Annotated in this window: 14 protein-coding genes and 1 riboswitch; of the genes, 10 read left to right on the forward strand and 4 right to left on the reverse strand. The window is 67.6% G+C overall.

Annotation, left to right across the window (positions count from 1 at the left end; all coding sequences use genetic code 11):
• Nucleotides 1–8: 8 nt before the first annotated feature.
• The 6 genes from ACFOPO_RS06625 (at nt 9) to ACFOPO_RS06650 (ending at nt 8,060) form a co-directional block, all read left to right on the forward strand.
• Nucleotides 9–1,340 carry an amidohydrolase family protein gene (locus tag ACFOPO_RS06625; protein ID WP_386702151.1) on the forward strand — a complete coding sequence of 444 codons (1,332 nt, stop codon included), beginning with the start codon at nt 9–11 and terminating at the stop codon, nt 1,338–1,340.
• Between the two features lie 95 nt (nt 1,341–1,435).
• A complete protein-coding gene (locus tag ACFOPO_RS06630; protein ID WP_386702153.1) occupies nt 1,436–2,809 on the forward strand; it encodes an APC family permease in 1,374 nt (457 codons plus the stop codon).
• A gap of 32 nt (nt 2,810–2,841) precedes the next feature.
• On the forward strand, nt 2,842–4,038 hold the full coding sequence (locus ACFOPO_RS06635) for an aminomethyltransferase family protein (protein WP_386702155.1): 1,197 nt from the start codon (nt 2,842–2,844) through the stop codon (nt 4,036–4,038).
• Between the two features lie 177 nt (nt 4,039–4,215).
• On the forward strand, nt 4,216–5,799 hold the full coding sequence (locus ACFOPO_RS06640) for a phytoene desaturase family protein (protein ID WP_386702157.1): 1,584 nt from the start codon (nt 4,216–4,218) through the stop codon (nt 5,797–5,799).
• An 8-nt stretch (nt 5,800–5,807) separates the two neighbouring features.
• Complete coding sequence (locus ACFOPO_RS06645; protein WP_386702159.1) at nt 5,808–7,328, forward strand: phytoene desaturase family protein; 1,521 nt, start codon at nt 5,808–5,810, stop codon at nt 7,326–7,328.
• A 45-nt stretch (nt 7,329–7,373) separates the two neighbouring features.
• Nucleotides 7,374–8,060 (forward strand): DUF998 domain-containing protein, encoded by a 687-nt coding sequence (locus tag ACFOPO_RS06650; RefSeq protein WP_386702161.1) that lies wholly within the window; start codon nt 7,374–7,376, stop codon nt 8,058–8,060.
• A 59-nt stretch (nt 8,061–8,119) separates the two neighbouring features.
• Here the strand turns inward: ACFOPO_RS06650 and ACFOPO_RS06655 are convergent, their stop codons facing one another.
• On the reverse strand, nt 8,120–9,232 hold the full coding sequence (locus tag ACFOPO_RS06655; protein WP_386702163.1) for an aromatic ring-hydroxylating dioxygenase subunit alpha: 1,113 nt from the start codon (nt 9,230–9,232) through the stop codon (nt 8,120–8,122).
• Nucleotides 9,233–9,402: 170 nt separating this feature from the next.
• Between ACFOPO_RS06655 and ACFOPO_RS06660 the strand changes: the two genes are divergently transcribed.
• Both ACFOPO_RS06660 and ACFOPO_RS06665 read left to right on the forward strand, forming a co-directional pair.
• Nucleotides 9,403–10,023 (forward strand): ferritin-like domain-containing protein, encoded by a 621-nt coding sequence (locus ACFOPO_RS06660; protein ID WP_386702165.1) that lies wholly within the window; start codon nt 9,403–9,405, stop codon nt 10,021–10,023.
• Nucleotides 10,024–11,238: an NAD(P)/FAD-dependent oxidoreductase gene (locus ACFOPO_RS06665; protein ID WP_386702167.1), complete on the forward strand. Its 1,215-nt coding sequence runs from the start codon at nt 10,024–10,026 to the stop codon at nt 11,236–11,238. It begins immediately after the preceding gene.
• A 59-nt stretch (nt 11,239–11,297) separates the two neighbouring features.
• Here the strand turns inward: ACFOPO_RS06665 and btuB are convergent, their stop codons facing one another.
• The 3 genes from btuB to ACFOPO_RS06680 all read right to left on the reverse strand — a co-directional run bounded on the left by btuB (nt 11,298) and on the right by ACFOPO_RS06680 (nt 14,617).
• Nucleotides 11,298–13,157 (reverse strand): TonB-dependent vitamin B12 receptor, encoded by a 1,860-nt coding sequence (btuB, locus tag ACFOPO_RS06670; RefSeq protein WP_386702169.1) that lies wholly within the window; start codon nt 13,155–13,157, stop codon nt 11,298–11,300.
• Between the two features lie 152 nt (nt 13,158–13,309).
• A riboswitch (cobalamin riboswitch) is annotated at nt 13,310–13,545 on the reverse strand.
• A gap of 200 nt (nt 13,546–13,745) precedes the next feature.
• Nucleotides 13,746–14,135 (reverse strand): TfoX/Sxy family protein, encoded by a 390-nt coding sequence (locus ACFOPO_RS06675; RefSeq protein ID WP_386702171.1) that lies wholly within the window; start codon nt 14,133–14,135, stop codon nt 13,746–13,748.
• Nucleotides 14,132–14,617 (reverse strand): GAF domain-containing protein, encoded by a 486-nt coding sequence (locus ACFOPO_RS06680; RefSeq protein ID WP_386702173.1) that lies wholly within the window; start codon nt 14,615–14,617, stop codon nt 14,132–14,134. The genes ACFOPO_RS06675 and ACFOPO_RS06680 overlap by 4 nt, the downstream gene beginning before the upstream one ends.
• A gap of 48 nt (nt 14,618–14,665) precedes the next feature.
• Here ACFOPO_RS06680 and bioD point away from each other — a divergent pair, with 48 nt between their 5' ends.
• Nucleotides 14,666–15,355, forward strand: a complete 690-nt coding sequence (bioD, locus tag ACFOPO_RS06685; protein WP_386702175.1) for a dethiobiotin synthase — start codon at nt 14,666–14,668, stop codon at nt 15,353–15,355.
• A 161-nt stretch (nt 15,356–15,516) separates the two neighbouring features.
• Nucleotides 15,517–16,713, forward strand: a complete 1,197-nt coding sequence (locus tag ACFOPO_RS06690) for an efflux RND transporter periplasmic adaptor subunit (protein ID WP_386702177.1) — start codon at nt 15,517–15,519, stop codon at nt 16,711–16,713.
• Nucleotides 16,714–16,721 lie beyond the last annotated feature (8 nt).

The following is a 16,721-nucleotide window of genomic DNA, read 5'->3' on the forward strand; positions in this document are numbered from 1 at the left end:
CTGACCCGATGACCCATCTCACGATCAAGGCGCTGGCCGCCGCCCTCGCCCTCACCCTGGCCGGCGCAAGCGCCGCGGCAGCGCCTGCCGATGTAGTCGTGGTGCGCGCCGGCCACCTGGTCGACGTCGACAACGGCCGCGTCCTCAACGACCAGGCCATCCGCATCGAAGGCGATCGCATCACCCGTGTCGAGCCGTACTCGGCCACGAGCACCGGCGGCGCCCGCGTGCTGGACTGGTCGGCGTACACGGTGCTGCCGGGCCTGATCGACCTGCACACGCACCTGGTCGGCGACATCCAGTCCGACAACGTCGCTGCGCCGCTGATGAGCACCTCCGCGCGCGATGCCCTGATTGGCGTGCGCAATGCCCGCGATACCCTGCGGGCCGGATTCACCACCGTGCGCGATGTCGGCACCTACCGCGCCTTCACCGATGTCGCCCTGCGCAATGCCATCAACGATGGCATCGTCGAGGGGCCGCGGATGTTCGTCGCCGGCACCTACGTCACCGTCAGCGGCGGCGGCGGCGAAGTCACCGGGCTGGCGCCGGACGTGCAGGTTCCCGCCGACATGCGCCGCGGCGTCGCCAACTCCGAGGCCGAGATCCGCCAGCGCGTGCGCGAGCTGATCGCCGGCGGCGCCGACTTCATCAAGCTGATCGCCACCGGCGCCGTGCTCGCCAGCGGCACCGAACCGGGCGCACCGGAGTACAGCGAGGCGGAGATCCGCGCCGCCGTGGAAGAGGCCGCGTTGCACGGCACGTTCGTCGTCGCCCATGCCCACGGCGCCGAGGGCATCAAGCGCGCGGTCCGCGCCGGCGTGCGCTCGATCGAGCACGGCTCCTACCTCGACGACGAAGGCATCGCGCTGATGAAGAAGCACGGCACCTGGCTCGTCGCCGACGTCTACAACGGCGACTACATCGAGGAGATCGGTCGCCGCGACGGCTGGCCAGAGGAAATCCTGCGCAAGAACAAAGAGACCACGCAGACCCAGCGCGACGGCTTCGCCAAGGCGGTCAAGGCGGGCGTGCGCATCGGTTTCGGCACCGACAGCGGCGTCTACCCGCACGGCCAGAACGCGCGACAGTTCGCCTACATGGTGCGCAACGGGCAGACACCGATGCAGGCGATCAGCTCGGCGACGATCAGCGCGGCCAAGTCACTGGGCCGCGATGCGCAGTTCGGATCCATCGCCGTCGGCAAGTCGGCCGACCTGATCGCCGTCCCTGGCGACCCGCTGGCGGACGTCGAGGTGTTGCGCCGGGTCGAGGCGGTGATCGCCCAGGGCAAGCTGGTCTGCGCAGCGCCGGACAACCGCTGCACCGATTCTCATTGAAGTCGGTGGTGCGGATCGTCTAAATAGAGGGATCACTGGCAACACCATCCGCAGGACGCGCAATAGCTGTACCGACTGAACAGGGGTGGCAAGGCATGCAGGACCCGCGCGTCAACGAAGCTGGCACGGCACCACACTGCGACACCCGGCCGGAGCGCAAGCTCGGCTTCTGGATGTGCACCGCGCTGGTGGTGGGCAACACCATCGGCATCGGCATCTTCCTGCTGCCGGCGTCGCTGGCGCCGTACGGCTACAGCGCGATGTTGGGCTGGGTCATCACCGTGTTCGGTTGCCTGGCGATGGCGCGGGTGTTCGCCCGCCTCGCGCGCGACATGCCCTCGGCCGACGGCCCCTACGGTTACATCCGCGGCACGCTCGGCGAGATCCCCGCCTTCATGGCGATGTGGTCGTACTGGATCGCGACGTGGATCACCAATGCGGCCATCGCCATTGGCGTGGTCGGTTACCTCGACACGCTATTCCCGGTCCTGCGCGAGGTGCCTGCCGCATTGCAGGCGGTGACGCTGTTGTGGTTCTTCGTGCTGGTGAACCTGCTGGGCGTGCGCGCCGGCGGTCGCGTGCAGATCGTGACCACGGTGTTGAAGCTGCTGCCGATGCTGGCGGTCGCCGGGCTCGGCGTGTGGCTGCTGATCACCCACCCTTCGAGCTACACCGAGCACCTGCCGACCGAGCCGGTGAGCCTGGCGCCGCTGATGGCAGCCTCGACCATTGCCCTGTTCGCGATGCTCGGCTTCGAATCGGCGGCGGTGCCGGCCGACCGCGTGCAGAACCCGGGCTGGACCATCCCGCGCGCGACCATGGTCGGCACGATGATCACCGCCGTCATCTACCTGGTGGTTTCCTCGGTGCCGCTGCTGCTGATCCCGGCGGCCGAGCTGGCGCAGTCGAAGGCACCGTTCTCGGACCTGATCGACCGCCTCGTCGGTGGCGGTTACGGCCGCGTGCTGTCGCTGTTCGTCGTCATCAGCGGCCTGGGCGCATTGAACGGCTGGGTGCTGCTGGTCGGCGAGCTGACCCGCACCATCGCCTGCAACGGCGGCCTGCCGGCCTCGTTCTCGCGCAGCAACCGCTTCGGTGCGCCGGCGCTGGCACTGGTCGCGACCGGCGCCCTCGCCAGCGCGATGATCCTGATGAACTACAGCAAGTCGCTGGTGCAGGGCTTCACCTTCATCACCACGGTCGTGACCGCCGCCAACCTGCCGCTGTACCTGTGCTGCGCACTGGCGCTGCTGGTGCTGTGGCGCCGCGGCCAGAAGCCGGCCAACAGCGACATGCTGGTGCTGGCGGTGCCGGGCCTGGTGTACGTGACCTTCGCCTTCATCGGCCTTGGCGGCGAGCCGTTCGGCTGGGCTATCGTACTGGCCGCCGCCGGACTGCCCGTGTATGCGCTGCTGCGCCTGCGCAACGGTCGCGCCGGCACGCTGCTGCCGCCGGCGGCGAAACCCTGATCCAAAGACAAACCGCAGCACGCAGGAATCCCATGCTGGAACTCAAACGCACGCCTTTCCACGAGCGCACCTCGCGCCTGTGCCTGCCGCAGAACTGGCGGCGCTGGGCCGGGCACATCGTGGCCGGCTCCTACGACCTGCACCTGGACCGCGAGTACTGGGCGATCCGTGATGGCGTCGCCGCGATCGATGTCTCGCCGCTGATGAAGTACATCATCACCGGCCCCGACGCCGCGCGCCTGCTGCACAAGCTCACTCCGCGCGACGTGCAGAAGATGGCGGTCGGGCAGGTCGGCTACACCGGCTGGTGCGACGAGGAAGGCAAGCTGCTCGACGACGGCACGATCTCGCGCCTGGCCGAAGGCACCTTCCGTCTGACCTCGGCCGAACCGTCGCTGCGCTGGTTGTCGATGAACGCCGTCGGCATGGACGTCACGATCACCGAGGTCACCGAAGATGTCGCCGCACTGAGCCTGCAGGGCCCGAAGTCGCGCGCCGTGCTCAACCGCTGCTGCGCCAAGACGCTCGACAAGCTCAAGTACTTCAAGGTGATGGCCAACACGCTGGCCGGCAAGCCGGTCACGATTTCGCGCACCGGCTACACCGGCGATCTCGGTTACGAGATCTGGATCGACAAGGCCGACGCGCTGCACGTCTGGGATGCACTGATGGAAGCCGGCGCCGATTACGGCATCGTCCCGTGCGGCATCCTGGCGATGGACATGGCACGCGTGGAAGCGGGCTTGTTCATGATCGATGTCGATTACACCGCCGCCAACCACGCCTGGATCGAAGGGCAGAAGTCGACGCCGCTGGAGATGGGCCTGGACTGGGCGGTGCAGCTCGACAAGCCCGGTTACTTCGTCGGCCGCCGCGCGCTGGAGAAGGAAAAGCGCGAAGGCTCGGCGTGGAAGCTGGTCGGTTTCGAGGTCGACTGGGAAAAGATGGAGCCGCTGTTCGCCCGCGTCGGCCTGCCGCCGCAGATCCCCGGCATGGCGGTGCGCGAGAGCCTGCCGATGATGCAGGGCGACAGGCAGGTCGGTTACGCGTCCACCAGCACCTGGTCGCCGGTGCTGAAGAAGTACATCGCACTGGTGCACCTGCAGCGCCCGTACTACGAGCCGGGAACGGCACTGACCATGGAAGTCACCGTCGAGCACAAGCGCCTGCAGGCGCCGGGCAAGGTGGTGAAGCTGCCGTTCTACGAGCCGGAGTGGAAGAAGAAATAACCCGTCATCCCGAACCCCCGTCATCCCGGCGAAAGCCGGGACCCATTTTGACGTTGCTCCAAGCTCTGAAGGCAACTGCCAGATCAAGTTGGATCCCGGCTTCCGCCGGGACGACGAGATCAAGTTGGATCCCGGCTTTCGCCGGGATGACGAAAATCAACGAACCAAGAAGCACACATGACCCATAACCAGTACGACGCCATCGTCATCGGCGCCGGCCACAACGGCCTGATCGCCGCCGCCTACCTGGCGCGCGCGGGCAAGAAGGTGGCCGTTCTCGAACGCCGCGAAGTCGTCGGCGGCGCCGCGGTGACCGCAGAACCGTTCCCCGGCTATCGCTTCAGCCAGTTCTCCTACGTCGTCAGCCTGCTGCGGCCGGAGATCATCCGCGACCTGGAGCTTCCCAAGCACGGCCTGAAGATCCTGCCGCTGCCGAGCACCGTCACGCCGATGGACAACGGCGACTACCTCGCCGCGTGGGACGACCACGACCTCACCCGCCAGGAGCTCTACCGCCATTCGCCGCGCGACGCCGAAGCGTCCGACGAATACGGCCGGGTGATGGCGCGCGCCGCCAAGGCGATCAAGCCGATCATCGGCCTGGTGCCGCCGGACCCGTCGTCGCTGAGCCTGCGCGACCTCAAGGGCCTGCTCAAGCTCGGCCAGTACGGCAAGAGCCTGTCGGAGAAAGAGCTCTACCAGATCGCCAAGCTGCTCACGCAATCGGCCGCCGACCTGCTCAACGACTGGTTCGAGTTCGATCCGCTCAAGGGCACCAAGTCGGCCAGCGGCATCATCGGCACCTTCCTCGGCCCGCATTCGCCGGGCACCGCGTACGTGCTGCTACACCATTACATGGGCGAGATCGACGGCGCCTTCCGCGCCTGGGGCTTCTGCAAGAACGGCAACGGCGGCGTCACCCAGGCGATCGCCAGTTCGGCGCGCGCACTCGGCGTGGAGATCCGCACCAATGCCGCGGTCGAGCAGGTGGTCGTGCGCGGTGGCCGCGCCTCGGGCGTGGCGCTGGCCAACGGCGACGAGCTGCGCGCCAAGGTCGTCATCTCGGCGGCCGATCCCAAGCGCAGCTTCCTGCAGTTCGTCGAAGGCAAGCACCTGCCCGACGAGTTCGTGCAGCAGATCAAGAATTTCCGCATCCGCGGTTCCTCCGGCAAGGTCAACATCGCCTTCAGTGGTCTGCCCGATTTCACCTGCCTGCCCGGCGAAGGCCCGCTGCACCGCGGCGCGGTCTCGATCAGCCCGAGCATGGAGTACATCGAGCGCGCCTACGACGAGGCCAAGTACGGCCAGTTCGCCAAGCAGCCGTACATCGACATGATCTTCCCGTCGATGATCGACCGCGACATGGCCCCGCCGGGCCATCACGTGGCGTCGTGCTTCGTGCAGTACGCGCCGTACGACATCGAGGGCGGCTGGGACGATGCCAAGCGCGACGCGTTCGGCGAGACGGTGATCTCCACGCTCGAGCGCTACGCACCCGACATCCGCAGCAAGATCGTCGGCAAGCAGGTCATCACGCCCAAGGACATCGAGCAGATCGCCGGCATCACCGGCGGCAACATCTTCCATGGCGAACTGTTGTTGCATCAACTGTTCTTCCTGCGGCCTGCGCCGCAGTGGGCGGACTTCCGCACGCCGTTGCCGGGCTACTACTTCGGCGCCTCCGGCGCACACCCCGGTGGTGGCGTGATGGGCGCGGCCGGCAAGATGGCGGCACAGGAAGTACTGAAGGACTGGAAGTGATGGCCGCCATGACGAACACGCGATACGACATCCTCATCGTCGGCGCCGGCCACAACGGCCTGGTCGCGGCGACTTATCTCGCCAAGGCCGGCAAGAAAGTGCTGGTGCTCGAGCAGCGCGATCGCGCTGGCGGGCAGCTTGCCGCCGACACGCTCAACGGCAGCGCCTTCGACCCGCTGCATGCCGGCGCGCAGTTGCGCCCCGACATCGTCAGCGACCTCGGGTTGACCCGGCACGGCCTCGCCTTCGAAGCCGCGACGCCGTACGTGTCGCTGCAGCCCGACGGCAAGCGCCTGCACCTGTCGACCACGCCGGGCGATGCCGCCACGCTCGAATCGATCCGCCAGTTCTCCGCGGCAGACGCCGCGCGCTGGCCGGAGTTCGTCGCGTTCATGGATCGCGCCGCCGCGTTCCTCGATGCGGCCTACCGCACGCCGATGCCGCGCCTCCCGCATGTCGGTCTGGCCGAGGGCTGGCCGCTGGCGAAGCTGGCCTGGACGCTGCGCCGCCTCGGCGGCCGCGACATGTTCCGGGTGATCCGGGCGATGTCGATGTCGACGGTGGAATTCACCGAGGAGTGGTTCGAGTCGGAGCAGGTGAAGGCCGCGGTCGCGGCCGTCGGCATCCACGGCCACACACTCGGCTCGATGTCGGCCGGCACCGGCTACACGCTGATGCACAACTGGCTCAACCGCGGCGGCCTCGCCCAGCGTCCGGTCGCGGGCGGCAACGGCAAGATCGCAGAGGCACTGGTGGCCGCGTTCAAGGCCGCCGGTGGCGAACTGCGCACCGGCGCCGGCGTCGAACGCATCCTGGTCGACTCGCTGCGCGTGTCGGGCGTGCGCCTGCAAAGCGGCGAGGAGATCGCCGCCACGACGGTACTGTCCGGCGCCGATCCACGCCGCACCCTGCTGGGCCTGGTCGGCGCGCCCGAGCTGCCGCCGGACCTGGTCTGGCAGGTGCAGTCGATCAAGATGCGCGGCGCGGTCGCCAAGGTGCACCTGCTGACCAACGGCAACCACGGCCTGCCGGCGGGAACGCTGGCGATCGCACCGACGCTGAAGTACCTCGAACGCGCCTATGACGCGGCCAAGTACGGCGAGCTGGCAGCCAGGCCCTATCTGGAGATCACCACCGCCGGCAACGTCGTGTCGGTGCACATGCAGTCCGCGCCCTACAAGCTGCGTGGCATCGACTGGGACGAGGCGAGGGCGACGATCGAACGCACCGTGATCGCCAGCCTGGCCGAGCAGTTCCCCGCGCTCGAAGCATCCGTGCATGAAGTGCGCACGCTGACGCCGATCGACCTGGAGCGCGAGTACGGCCTGACCGAGGGCGACATCAACCACGGCCAGCTGATCCTCGACCAGATGTTCTTCATGCGTCCGCTGCCGGGCTGGTCGAACCATGCCACGCCGGTCGACGGCCTCTACCTGTGCGGCAGTGGTTGCCACGGTGGCGGCGGCATCAGCGGCGCGCCCGGTCGCAATGCCGCGCAGGCAGTGTTGAAAGCAGGCACACGCGCGTAAAGTCGGAGGTGGCCGCGAATGCGCGGCCGCCTCGTTGGCACAGTCATGAAGGCGACGGTTCCCGTCGATGCGGCAGTCCGGAGGAAGCAGGGCGGCTTCCTCGACGGGGTGGTGCGGCAGAAGTCAGGGCTGATCTGCCTGGTGGCCGTGCTCGTGTTCCTGTCGACCTGCATCGTGCTGCAGTGGCTGCGCACCGACCTGGACTGGCGCCAGGATCCGCTGAGCGCCTACCTCAAGGGTCCCTACGGCGGTTGGCTGCGGATGGCCTATTACGCGCTCAGCATGGCCTTGATGCTGCTCGGTGCCGGGTTGTACCGCGTGTTGCAGCCGCGGGCGCGCAGCGCCGTGCCGGCCTTCCTGCTGGCCCTGGCCGGGATCGCGCTGACGTTCACCGCCATGTCCGAGACCGATCTACCGCTGCTGGACCACGGCCAGGAAAACCTGCTGCACCGGATCGCCGCGCTGACCACGTTCCTGAGCGTGACGCTGGCGATGATGGTGCAGTCCTGGCGTTTCCATTACGACGACATATGGCGTGCGCACGTGGCGCTGGCCTTGCCACTGGCCGTGGCCAGCTTCATCGCGCTGTGGATCTACGCGTACTGGCACGGCCTCCCGGAAGGCCTGCGGCAGAAGACGGTGATCACGATGATCCTGCTGTGGCTGGGCATCGCCGCCTGGTGGCTGCGCGGAGAACAAGTAGCCCGGGTAAGCGAAGCGCACCCGGGGTAACGGGCGGGCGCACGTCCCGGGTGCGCTTCGCTTACCCGGGCTACGTTGCCGTCGGGTTGTTACGTCCCCGCGGTCAGATCCTCATGCAACAACCGGTGGAAAAGATGCTCCCCCGCCTCGCGACGCACCGACAACCTCCCCGTCGAATACGCGCGTGAATGCAACCCGCGCTGCACCGACTTGCAGATCGCCATGTCCTCGTCCTGGATCTGCTGGCCGACATCGACGCTGGCACGGTTGCGCGCATACGCCGCCTCCGACACATCCGCGAACCAGAAATCGAAGATCACCTCGGTCTGGTTCACGCCCAGCGGCAACACGAGGTTGGTGTCCATCACGCCCTCGTACCAGTTGATCATCAGGTTCGGGTGCATCCAGTAGTACAGCGCCCGATCGCCCTTGCGCACCGCGGCGTAATCCTCCTGCGCCTTGGCCGTGGTCAGCGGGCTCGACTGCAGGCAGAAGCGGCCGCCGTTCTCGATGGTGTAGTTCTTGTAGTCCAGGACGCTGTCCAGGCCCTTGTGCAGGTGCGGGACGTGGTAGCCGCCGTCGAGGTAGTTGTCGACGAACACCTTCCAGTTGCAGTCGAACAAGTAGTGGCGGCGCTCGAAGAAGTGCAGCTTCGACAGTTGCAGCGGGCGGACCTGCTCGATCAGGTCGGCGCCGAGGAACTCCTCCAGGCTCGGCCCCTGCGCATCCAGGCGCACGAACACCCAGTTCTCCCAGACCGCCGTCGCCACCGGCGCCAGCCCGTGCTGCGAGCGGTCGAAATGGCATTCGCTGTTGAAGCTCGGCGTGCCCTTGAGCGCGCCCTCCAGCGTGTAGGTCCAGCCGTGGTACGGGCAGCGCAGGTTCTGCGCGCAGCCCGATGGCTCGGTCATCACCGCCGCGGCGTGGTGGCGGCAGACGTTGAAGAAGCCACGCAGCTCGCCGTCGCTGCCGCGCACGACCAGAATGGGCTCCCCTGCGATCTCGCAGGTGACGTACTGCCCGGGCTCGCGCAGCTGGTCCAGGCGCCCGGCCATCTGCCATGAACGGGAGAACGTCGTGCGCTTCTCGCGCTCGGCGATGCGCTCGTCGATGTACCACGACGCCGGAATGGTCGAGGCCTCGTCCAGCGGCAACGTCGGGTCGTACTGGCCCAGAAGATCAGTTACAGATGAAGAACTCATTCGCCTCGCCCTGTTGCGCGGGCCGATCCGGCCCCGGACTGCTTCCCCGCCACATACTTTCCTGCGCGCGGCGACGGTGTCAATTGCGCGCAGCGAATTTTCCACGCCCGGTTAACGCCGTGCTGGCTACACGTGGGTCTCTTGAAATCAAGCAATTGGAGTCCCCGGCAATGGCCAGGAAAGCAACGATCGAACAGGACCAGGTCAACGAACTGCTGTATCAGGCGCTGGAAACCGAGATGGGCGGTATCAAGATCTACGAGACCGCCATCGCCTGCGCCGTCAACGAAGACCTGCGCGAGGAATGGCAGGAATACCTGGACGAGACGAAAACGCATCGCAAGGTCCTGCTCAATGTCTTCGAGCAGTTGGGGCTGGATCCGGAAACGAAGACGCCTGGGCGCCAGGTCGTTGGCCACATCGGCGCCTCGCTGGTCGAGGCGATGAACATGGCGCGCAAGAGCGGCGACGCCATCGCGGCCGAACTGGTGGCCACCGAATGCGTGGTGCTGGCGGAAACCAAGGACCACCACAACTGGGAGCTGATCGGCCAGGTTGCCAAACACACCACCGGCGACCTCGCCAAGGTGCTCAAGCAGGCGCACGAGGCGGTGGAGAACGACGAGGACCACCACCTCTACCACACGCGGGGTTGGAGCCGTGAGCTGTGGCTGCAGTCGCTGGGCGTCCCCGCGGTGCTGCCGCCGCCAGAAGAGGTCAAGCAGGTCGAGACCGCGATCGGCGCGGCGCGGGCCGAGAAGGCGCGCGAATCGATGCCGAAGAAGCACTGATTGGACCTCAAGAGTGGGTATCCGTATTGGGCCGTCAGCAACGGCCTGATGCATGCCTTTCCGCGGCTGGAGGCGGACACCACCTGTGACGTGGCGATCATCGGCGGCGGCGTGACCGCCGCCCTGATCGCCGATGCGCTGGTCGAGGACGGTCATGAGGTCGTCGTGCTCGAGCAGCGCGACATCGGCTGGGGCAGCACCGCGGCCAGCACGGCGCTGCTGCAGTACGAAAGCGACGTGACGCTGGGCGACCTGGTCAGGCAGTACGGAATGGCGGAAGCACTGAAGTCCTACCGCGCCAGCGCCGAAACGATCGGGCAGCTCGAGATGCTGGCGCGGCGCCTGCGCGATGTCGGCTTCGAGCGCGTGCAAAGCGTGTACTACGCCAGCCGCCCCTGGCATCGCCGCAAGCTCCGCGGCGAGTTCGCCCTGCGCGCCGAGCATGGGTTCGATGTCGAATGGCTGGAGCCGGATGAACTCCTGGAGCGCTTCGGGTTCCGCGCGCCGGCGGCGATCGTGAGTACGCCGGCGGCCAGCATCGACCCGTACCGGTTGACCTACCGGCTGTTCCGGGCGCTGCAGGGGCAGGGCGCGAAGGTGTTCGACCGCACCTGTGTCGAGCGCATCGAGCCGTCCGCGCGCAAGGTGGAGCTGGTCACGAGCGATGGTCTTCGCGTTCGCGCATCGCACGTGGTCGTCGCTGCGGGCTACGCGTCGCAGCAGTGGCTCGCCAAGCGCCATGCGAGCAACCGCAGCAGCTATGCGTTCATCACCGATCCCATCGATCCGGATCTGGTGGCGCCGTTGCGGCGCACGGTCATGTGGGAAACCGCCAGGCCCTATCTCTACCTGCGCACGACGCCCGATTGCCGCGTGATCGTGGGCGGGGAGGATGATGCGGTGGACATCCCCGCGCGACGCGATGGTCGCGTCGGCAAGAAAACGCGCAAGCTGATGGAGAAGCTGTCGGGTCTGTTCCCGCACCTGCAACCGCTGATCCCTGCATTCTCCTGGGCGGGCACCTTCGCCGAGACGAAGGACGGTCTGCCGTTCATGGGCCCGAGCGCGCAATGGGGCCCGCGCGTGCTGTTCGCCATGGCGTATGGCGGCAACGGCATTACCTATTCGATGGTCGGGCGAGACCTGATCTGCGCGGCCATCAAGCGGCGGCGTCACCCGTTGGCGCAGCTGTATTCGTTCGATCGGTTGGGCTGACGACGCGCAAAAAAAAGGCCCGGCATTGCCGGGCCTTTTTTTGGAACAGAACCGATACCTCAGTTCACCGGCGCATAGCGCAGCGTCAGGAACCACTCGCGGCCCGGCTGGTTGTAGAACGCCACCGTCTCGTAATCACGGTCGAACACGTTCGCCACACGCGCCTGCAGCGTCAGGTCCTGGGTGATGGCGTATTCGGCGCGCAGGTCGAGCGTGCCGTAGCCACCGAGGCGGCGCGTGTTGGCGACGTCGTCATAGCGCGAACCTTCGCCGACCGCAGTCAGGCCGACGCGGAACGCACCGAAGGCGCGGTCGACGTCGAGGCGCGCACTGTTCTTCGCACGACGGGCCAGATCGTTGCCCTCGTAGAAACCACGGCGGTTCTCGGTGTCGAGGTAGCTGATCGCGCCGTTGATGGTCCAGTCGGCGATCGTGGTGTCGGCCGACAGTTCGGCACCCTGCATGCGCGCCTTTTCGACGTTGTTGGGCAGGTTGATCGCGGCGTCGAACGCGATCAGGTTGTCGACGTCGGTGCTGAAGGTGTCGAGGTGGACGTTGAAGCCGTCACCCAGGAAGGCCAGGCCCAGCTCCCAGGTCTCGGAGTCTTCCGGACGCAGGTTCGGGTTGCCGAAGAACGGGTAGTACAGCTCGTTGAAGGTCGGCGCCTTGAACGCGCTGCCGTAGCCGGCGGTGACGCGCCAGTTGTCGGCGAACACCAGGCCCCACGCGGCACCGCCGGTGGTGTGGCCACCGAACTGCTCGTTGTCGTCGCGGCGCACGCTGGCCTCGAGCGACTGCGCGCCGAACTTGCCCTGGTACTGCACGAACGCGGCCTTGTTGTCGCGCTCGTCCTGATCGTACTGCGTGCTGCTCTCGACGCTGTCGTTGAGCCAGTCCAGGCCGACGCTGACCAGCTGGTTGGCGGCAACACCGAAGTCGCCCTGCAGCGTCGCGCTGTCGCGGTCGGTGCTGAAGAAGTCGGGGAGTTTGACGCCGCCGAGGTAGCTGTCGGACGAGTCGACGTTGCGGCCCGCGGTCAGGTGCACGTCGACGCGGTCGGACGGGTGCCAGCGCAGCTTGCCGCCGATGACCTGCTGGACCGTCCTGGAGCCGTCGGTGAAGTCGCCGTCGAACTCGTTGTCGCCTTCGTTGCGCAGGGCGTGACCCTCGATGCTCCACTGCTCGGTCAGGTTGATGCCACCGCGCAGCGACAATGCATCCTTCTCGTAGCCGTCGCGGTCGGGCTGCGAGTCCATGGCGATGAAGCAGCCGGCGCCGTCGAACGTGGCCGGGTCGAAGAAGCCGTTGCAGGCGTTGATGCCGCTGGTGCGCGTGTGCTGGTAGTCGGCACCGAACCAGCCGCGGTCGTTGCTGCCGCCGAAGCCGACGCCGTAACCCAGCGTGTCGTTGCTGCCGCCGTCGAAGCGCACGCGCGGGGCGAAGGCCTGCTTGTCGCGACGGGTGAACACCTGGATCACGCCGCCGATGGCGTCGGCGCCGTACAGGCTCGAACGCGGGCCGCGGACGATCTCGACGCGGTCGATCATTTCGATCGGCAGGTCCTGGAACGCGGTCAGGCCCGAGGTTGCCGAGCCGACGCGGATGCCGTCGACCAGCACCAGCACGTGGTCGGATTCGGCACCGCGCAGGAACAGCGTGGTCAGCTTGCCGCTGCCGCCCTGGTTGGACATCGAGATGCCGGCGCGGCCGCGCAGCAGGTCCGGCAGCGAGCGCGCCTGGCTGTGGCGGATCTGTTCGGCGTCGATGACTTCGACCGGTGCCAGCGCGTCGTTGACGCTGATGGCGGTGCGGTTGGCGGTGACGATGACCTGGTCGAGGTTGGTCGCGTCCTGCGCATGGGCAAGCGCGGGTGCGGCCAGCAGGCACGCGCCGGCAAGGGACAGATTACGCAATTGCATCGAGGAATCTCCAACGCACGGCTCGGGCCGTGACGGGCAACTGGGACAGTCGCGAGGAGAGAGAACGAGGCTGCGGTGTGGGCGCACGGCGCCAACGTCGCCGCCGCGATGCCCTCCGCATCGCAACCAGGGGTGGGCACCGCCAATGAAGGCGCGTGACCCTGCTTCCAGGCCGGTCTCCGGACTCGCGAGTGGAGGACCGGCTTTGCAAGCCGTGCTCTCTCCGGCGCCGCGCCTTCCCGTGACATGCACAGTGGCGGATGCAGCGCTTGTACTCGCTTACCGTTGCGGGGGCAGTGCCGGAATGGTCCCTGCTGGGACGTCACCGGCTTCCCGTTTCAACCCGCCGGCAGGACGCCGCCGGGTCACCTCGAAGCGGGGCGCAGTCTACGCGATCTGCTGGGGCGGTGCTCAACCCTTGTCCCTTCATCCCCGTCCCACGGTCATCCCTGCCTCACCGTCATCCCCGCGAAGGCGGGGATCCATGGACGTAGCTTCCGCGTCCGCAGAGCCAGATGGGTCCCGGCTTTCGCCGGGACGACGGAAAACATGAGGGCCTGGGTCCCGGCGTTCGCCGGGACGACGCGATTAGTCCCTGTCTGCCGGCTCGTCCAGCAGCGACGGCATCGCCATCGTTTCCTCGGCGACCTGGGTCGTCGTCACCGGGCCGGCCGGCGGGCGGTAGCGCGGTGGCGGCAGCAGGGCGATGGCCGCTTCGGTCGCGGCAACCAGTTCGCCGCGGCGTTCGTCGGGAATCTCCTGCCAATGGCAGTCCTGCAGCGCGCCTTCGATGGCGTACAGCAGGTTGAGCGTCGGCTTGAAGCCGGCGCGCTTGACCCGCATGAACGCCTCGACCGTGCCGACCGCGGCCAGGTCCTCGCGCGAGCGCAGCCCCACCTGGCGCAACCATGCCGCCGACTTGGGACCGATGTTGCGCAGCTTGTCGCCGCCTTTTTCCCCGCTCTTGCCGATACTCATGCCAGCGACTCCACGAAGGCCTGGGCAATCGCTTCCAGGCCGCGCTGGTCGTCGGCATCGAAGCGGTCGAAGTGCGGGCTGTCCAGATCGAACACGCCGATCAGCTGGCCATCCCCCCCCACAAGTGGCACGACCAGTTCAGAGTTAGACGCAGAATCGCAGGCAATGTGGCCAGGGAAGGCGTGGACATCGGCGATCCGCTGGGTCTGGCGGGTGGTCGCGGCAGCCCCGCAGACCCCCTTGTCGAGCGGAATGCGGATGCAGGCCGGCAGCCCCTGGAACGGGCCGACCACCAGTTCGGTGCCATCGAACAGGTAGAAGCCGACCCAGTTCAGGCCGGGCAGGGAGTGGTACACCAGCGCCGACAGGTTGGCTGCGTTGGCCACACGGTCGCGTTCGCCGTGCACCAGCGCCCGCGCCTGCTCGAGCAACTGTGCGTACTGTTCGGGCTTGGTGCCGCTTAGACTTTCGCTGGTGAACATATCCGCCTCTTTCCCGCAGTCTACCAGCGAGCGACCGGGGAGCCGGTCATGAACAGGCCCCAGACTCGTACCGGCTGGTTCGTCACCGGCACCGACACCGGCATCGGCAAATCACTGGCCAGTGCGACGCTGCTGCACGCGTTGCGCGCACGCGGCCTGCGTGCGGTCGGCATGAAGCCGCTCGCCAGCGGTTGCGAGGTCACCGCGGACGGCCTGCGCAACGAAGACGCGCTGCTGCTGCAGGGCGCCAGCGAGCCGCGCCCGGCTTATGACGACGTCAATCCGTACGCACTGCTGCAGCCGCTGGCGCCGGAACTTGCCGCCGCCGATGCCGGCGTGACCGTGCAACTGCAGCCGATCCTGGATGCGCACGCACGCCTGTCGGCGATGGCCGATGCCGTGGTGGTGGAAGGCGTGGGTGGCTGGGCGGCACCGCTGTCTGCCGAACTCGACCAGGCCGACCTCGTGCGCGCGCTCGATCTGCCGGTGGTGATGGTCGTCGGCCTGCGCCTGGGCTGCATCAACCACGCGCGCCTGACTGCGCGCGCGATCGCCGCGGATGGATTGCGACTGGCTGGCTGGATCGCCAACGACATCGATCCGATGATGGCGCGCGCCGACGACAACTTCACACTGCTTCGTCACCGCTTGCCGATACCTTGCTGGGGACGCCTGCCGTTCCGCGATCGGCCCGATCCTGCGGCACTGGCGCACCTGCTTGCACCTGCCAGCGACTGAAGCGCCCTGCATCGGGCTTTCTTGTGCCTGATCCGGCGTGATCGCCCCCGCGTGACTTCTGGGAGGTGGGCGGAAAACTCAGAATGCTAGACTGGGCGGTATAGGAATTAAACCAATCTGAGCATCATCGCTCGCATATGACGGAATCGGAGTCCTCCCCCATGGTCAAGAACCCGCGCTCGGTGGCAATGGTCGCCGCGTTGGCCCTCGCACTCTCCGCCTGCGGCGGCAAGGATCAGGCACAGGGGGGCGGCATGCCTCCTCCGGAAGTCGGCGTCGTCAAGTTGCAGCCGGGCAACGTGCCGCTGCAGAAGGATCTGGTCGGTCGCCTGGCCGCGTTCCGCAGCGCCGACGTGCGTGCCCGCGTGCCGGGCGTGCTCAAGCAGCGCCTGTATGCCGAAGGCACCGACGTGAAGGCCGGGCAGGTGCTGTTCCAGATCGATCCCGACCAGCTGCAGGCCTCCACCGGCCAGGCCCAAGCCGCGCTCGCGTCGGCGGAAGCCACCTATGCCAATGCCAAGTCGGCCGCTGACCGCGCCCGTCGCCTGGCCCCGCAGAAGTTCGTCTCGCAGTCCGACCTCGACAACGCGCTCGCTGCCGAACGCAGCGCCGGCGCCGCGGTGAAGCAGGCACAGGCCGCACTGGCCGATGCCCGCATCAACCTCGGCTACGCCACCGTGCGTGCGCCGATCAGCGGCCGCGCGGGCAAGCAGCAGGTCACCGAGGGCGCACTGGTCGGCCAGGACACGGCGACGCTGCTGACCACCGTCGACCAGATCGATCCGCTGTACGTGAACTTCTCGGTCAGCGTCACCGAGCTCGAGCAGATCCGTCGCGCCCGCACCGGCGCCGGCACCGGCGAGGGCGAAGTGCAGGTGGTGCTGCCCGACGGCAGCGTCTACCAGCGCACCGGCACGATGGACTTCTCCGGCGACGTGGTCGATCCGGCCACCGGTGCGATCGCGATGCGCGCACGCATCCCCAACCCGGACAAGAACCTGCTGCCCGGCACCTACGTGACGCTGAAGGCGACGCTCGGCGAACAGGCCAACGCCTACCTCGTGCCGCAGGTCGGCCTGCTGCGCGATGCCAAGAGCCCGTACGTGCTGGTGGTGGGCGGCGACGGCAAGGTCGTGCGCAAGGACGTCGTCACCGATCGCCTGCAGGGCGACAGCTGGGTCGTGAGCAGCGGCCTGGCCGCCGGCGACCAGGTCGTCGTCTCGGGCATCCAGCGGGCCGTGCCCGGCCAGCCGGCGAAGGCCGCGCCGGTCGGTGCCGACGGCAAGCCTGCAGCGGACGCCAAGCCCGCCGCCAAGCCTGCCGCGCAGGCGAGTGCAGACGAAGGTTCAAAGGACTAATCCCCCGC

The sequence above is a fragment of the Lysobacter sp. GCM10012299 genome, from assembly GCF_042649405.1.
Taxonomy (GTDB): Bacteria; Pseudomonadota; Gammaproteobacteria; order Xanthomonadales; family Xanthomonadaceae; genus Lysobacter_J.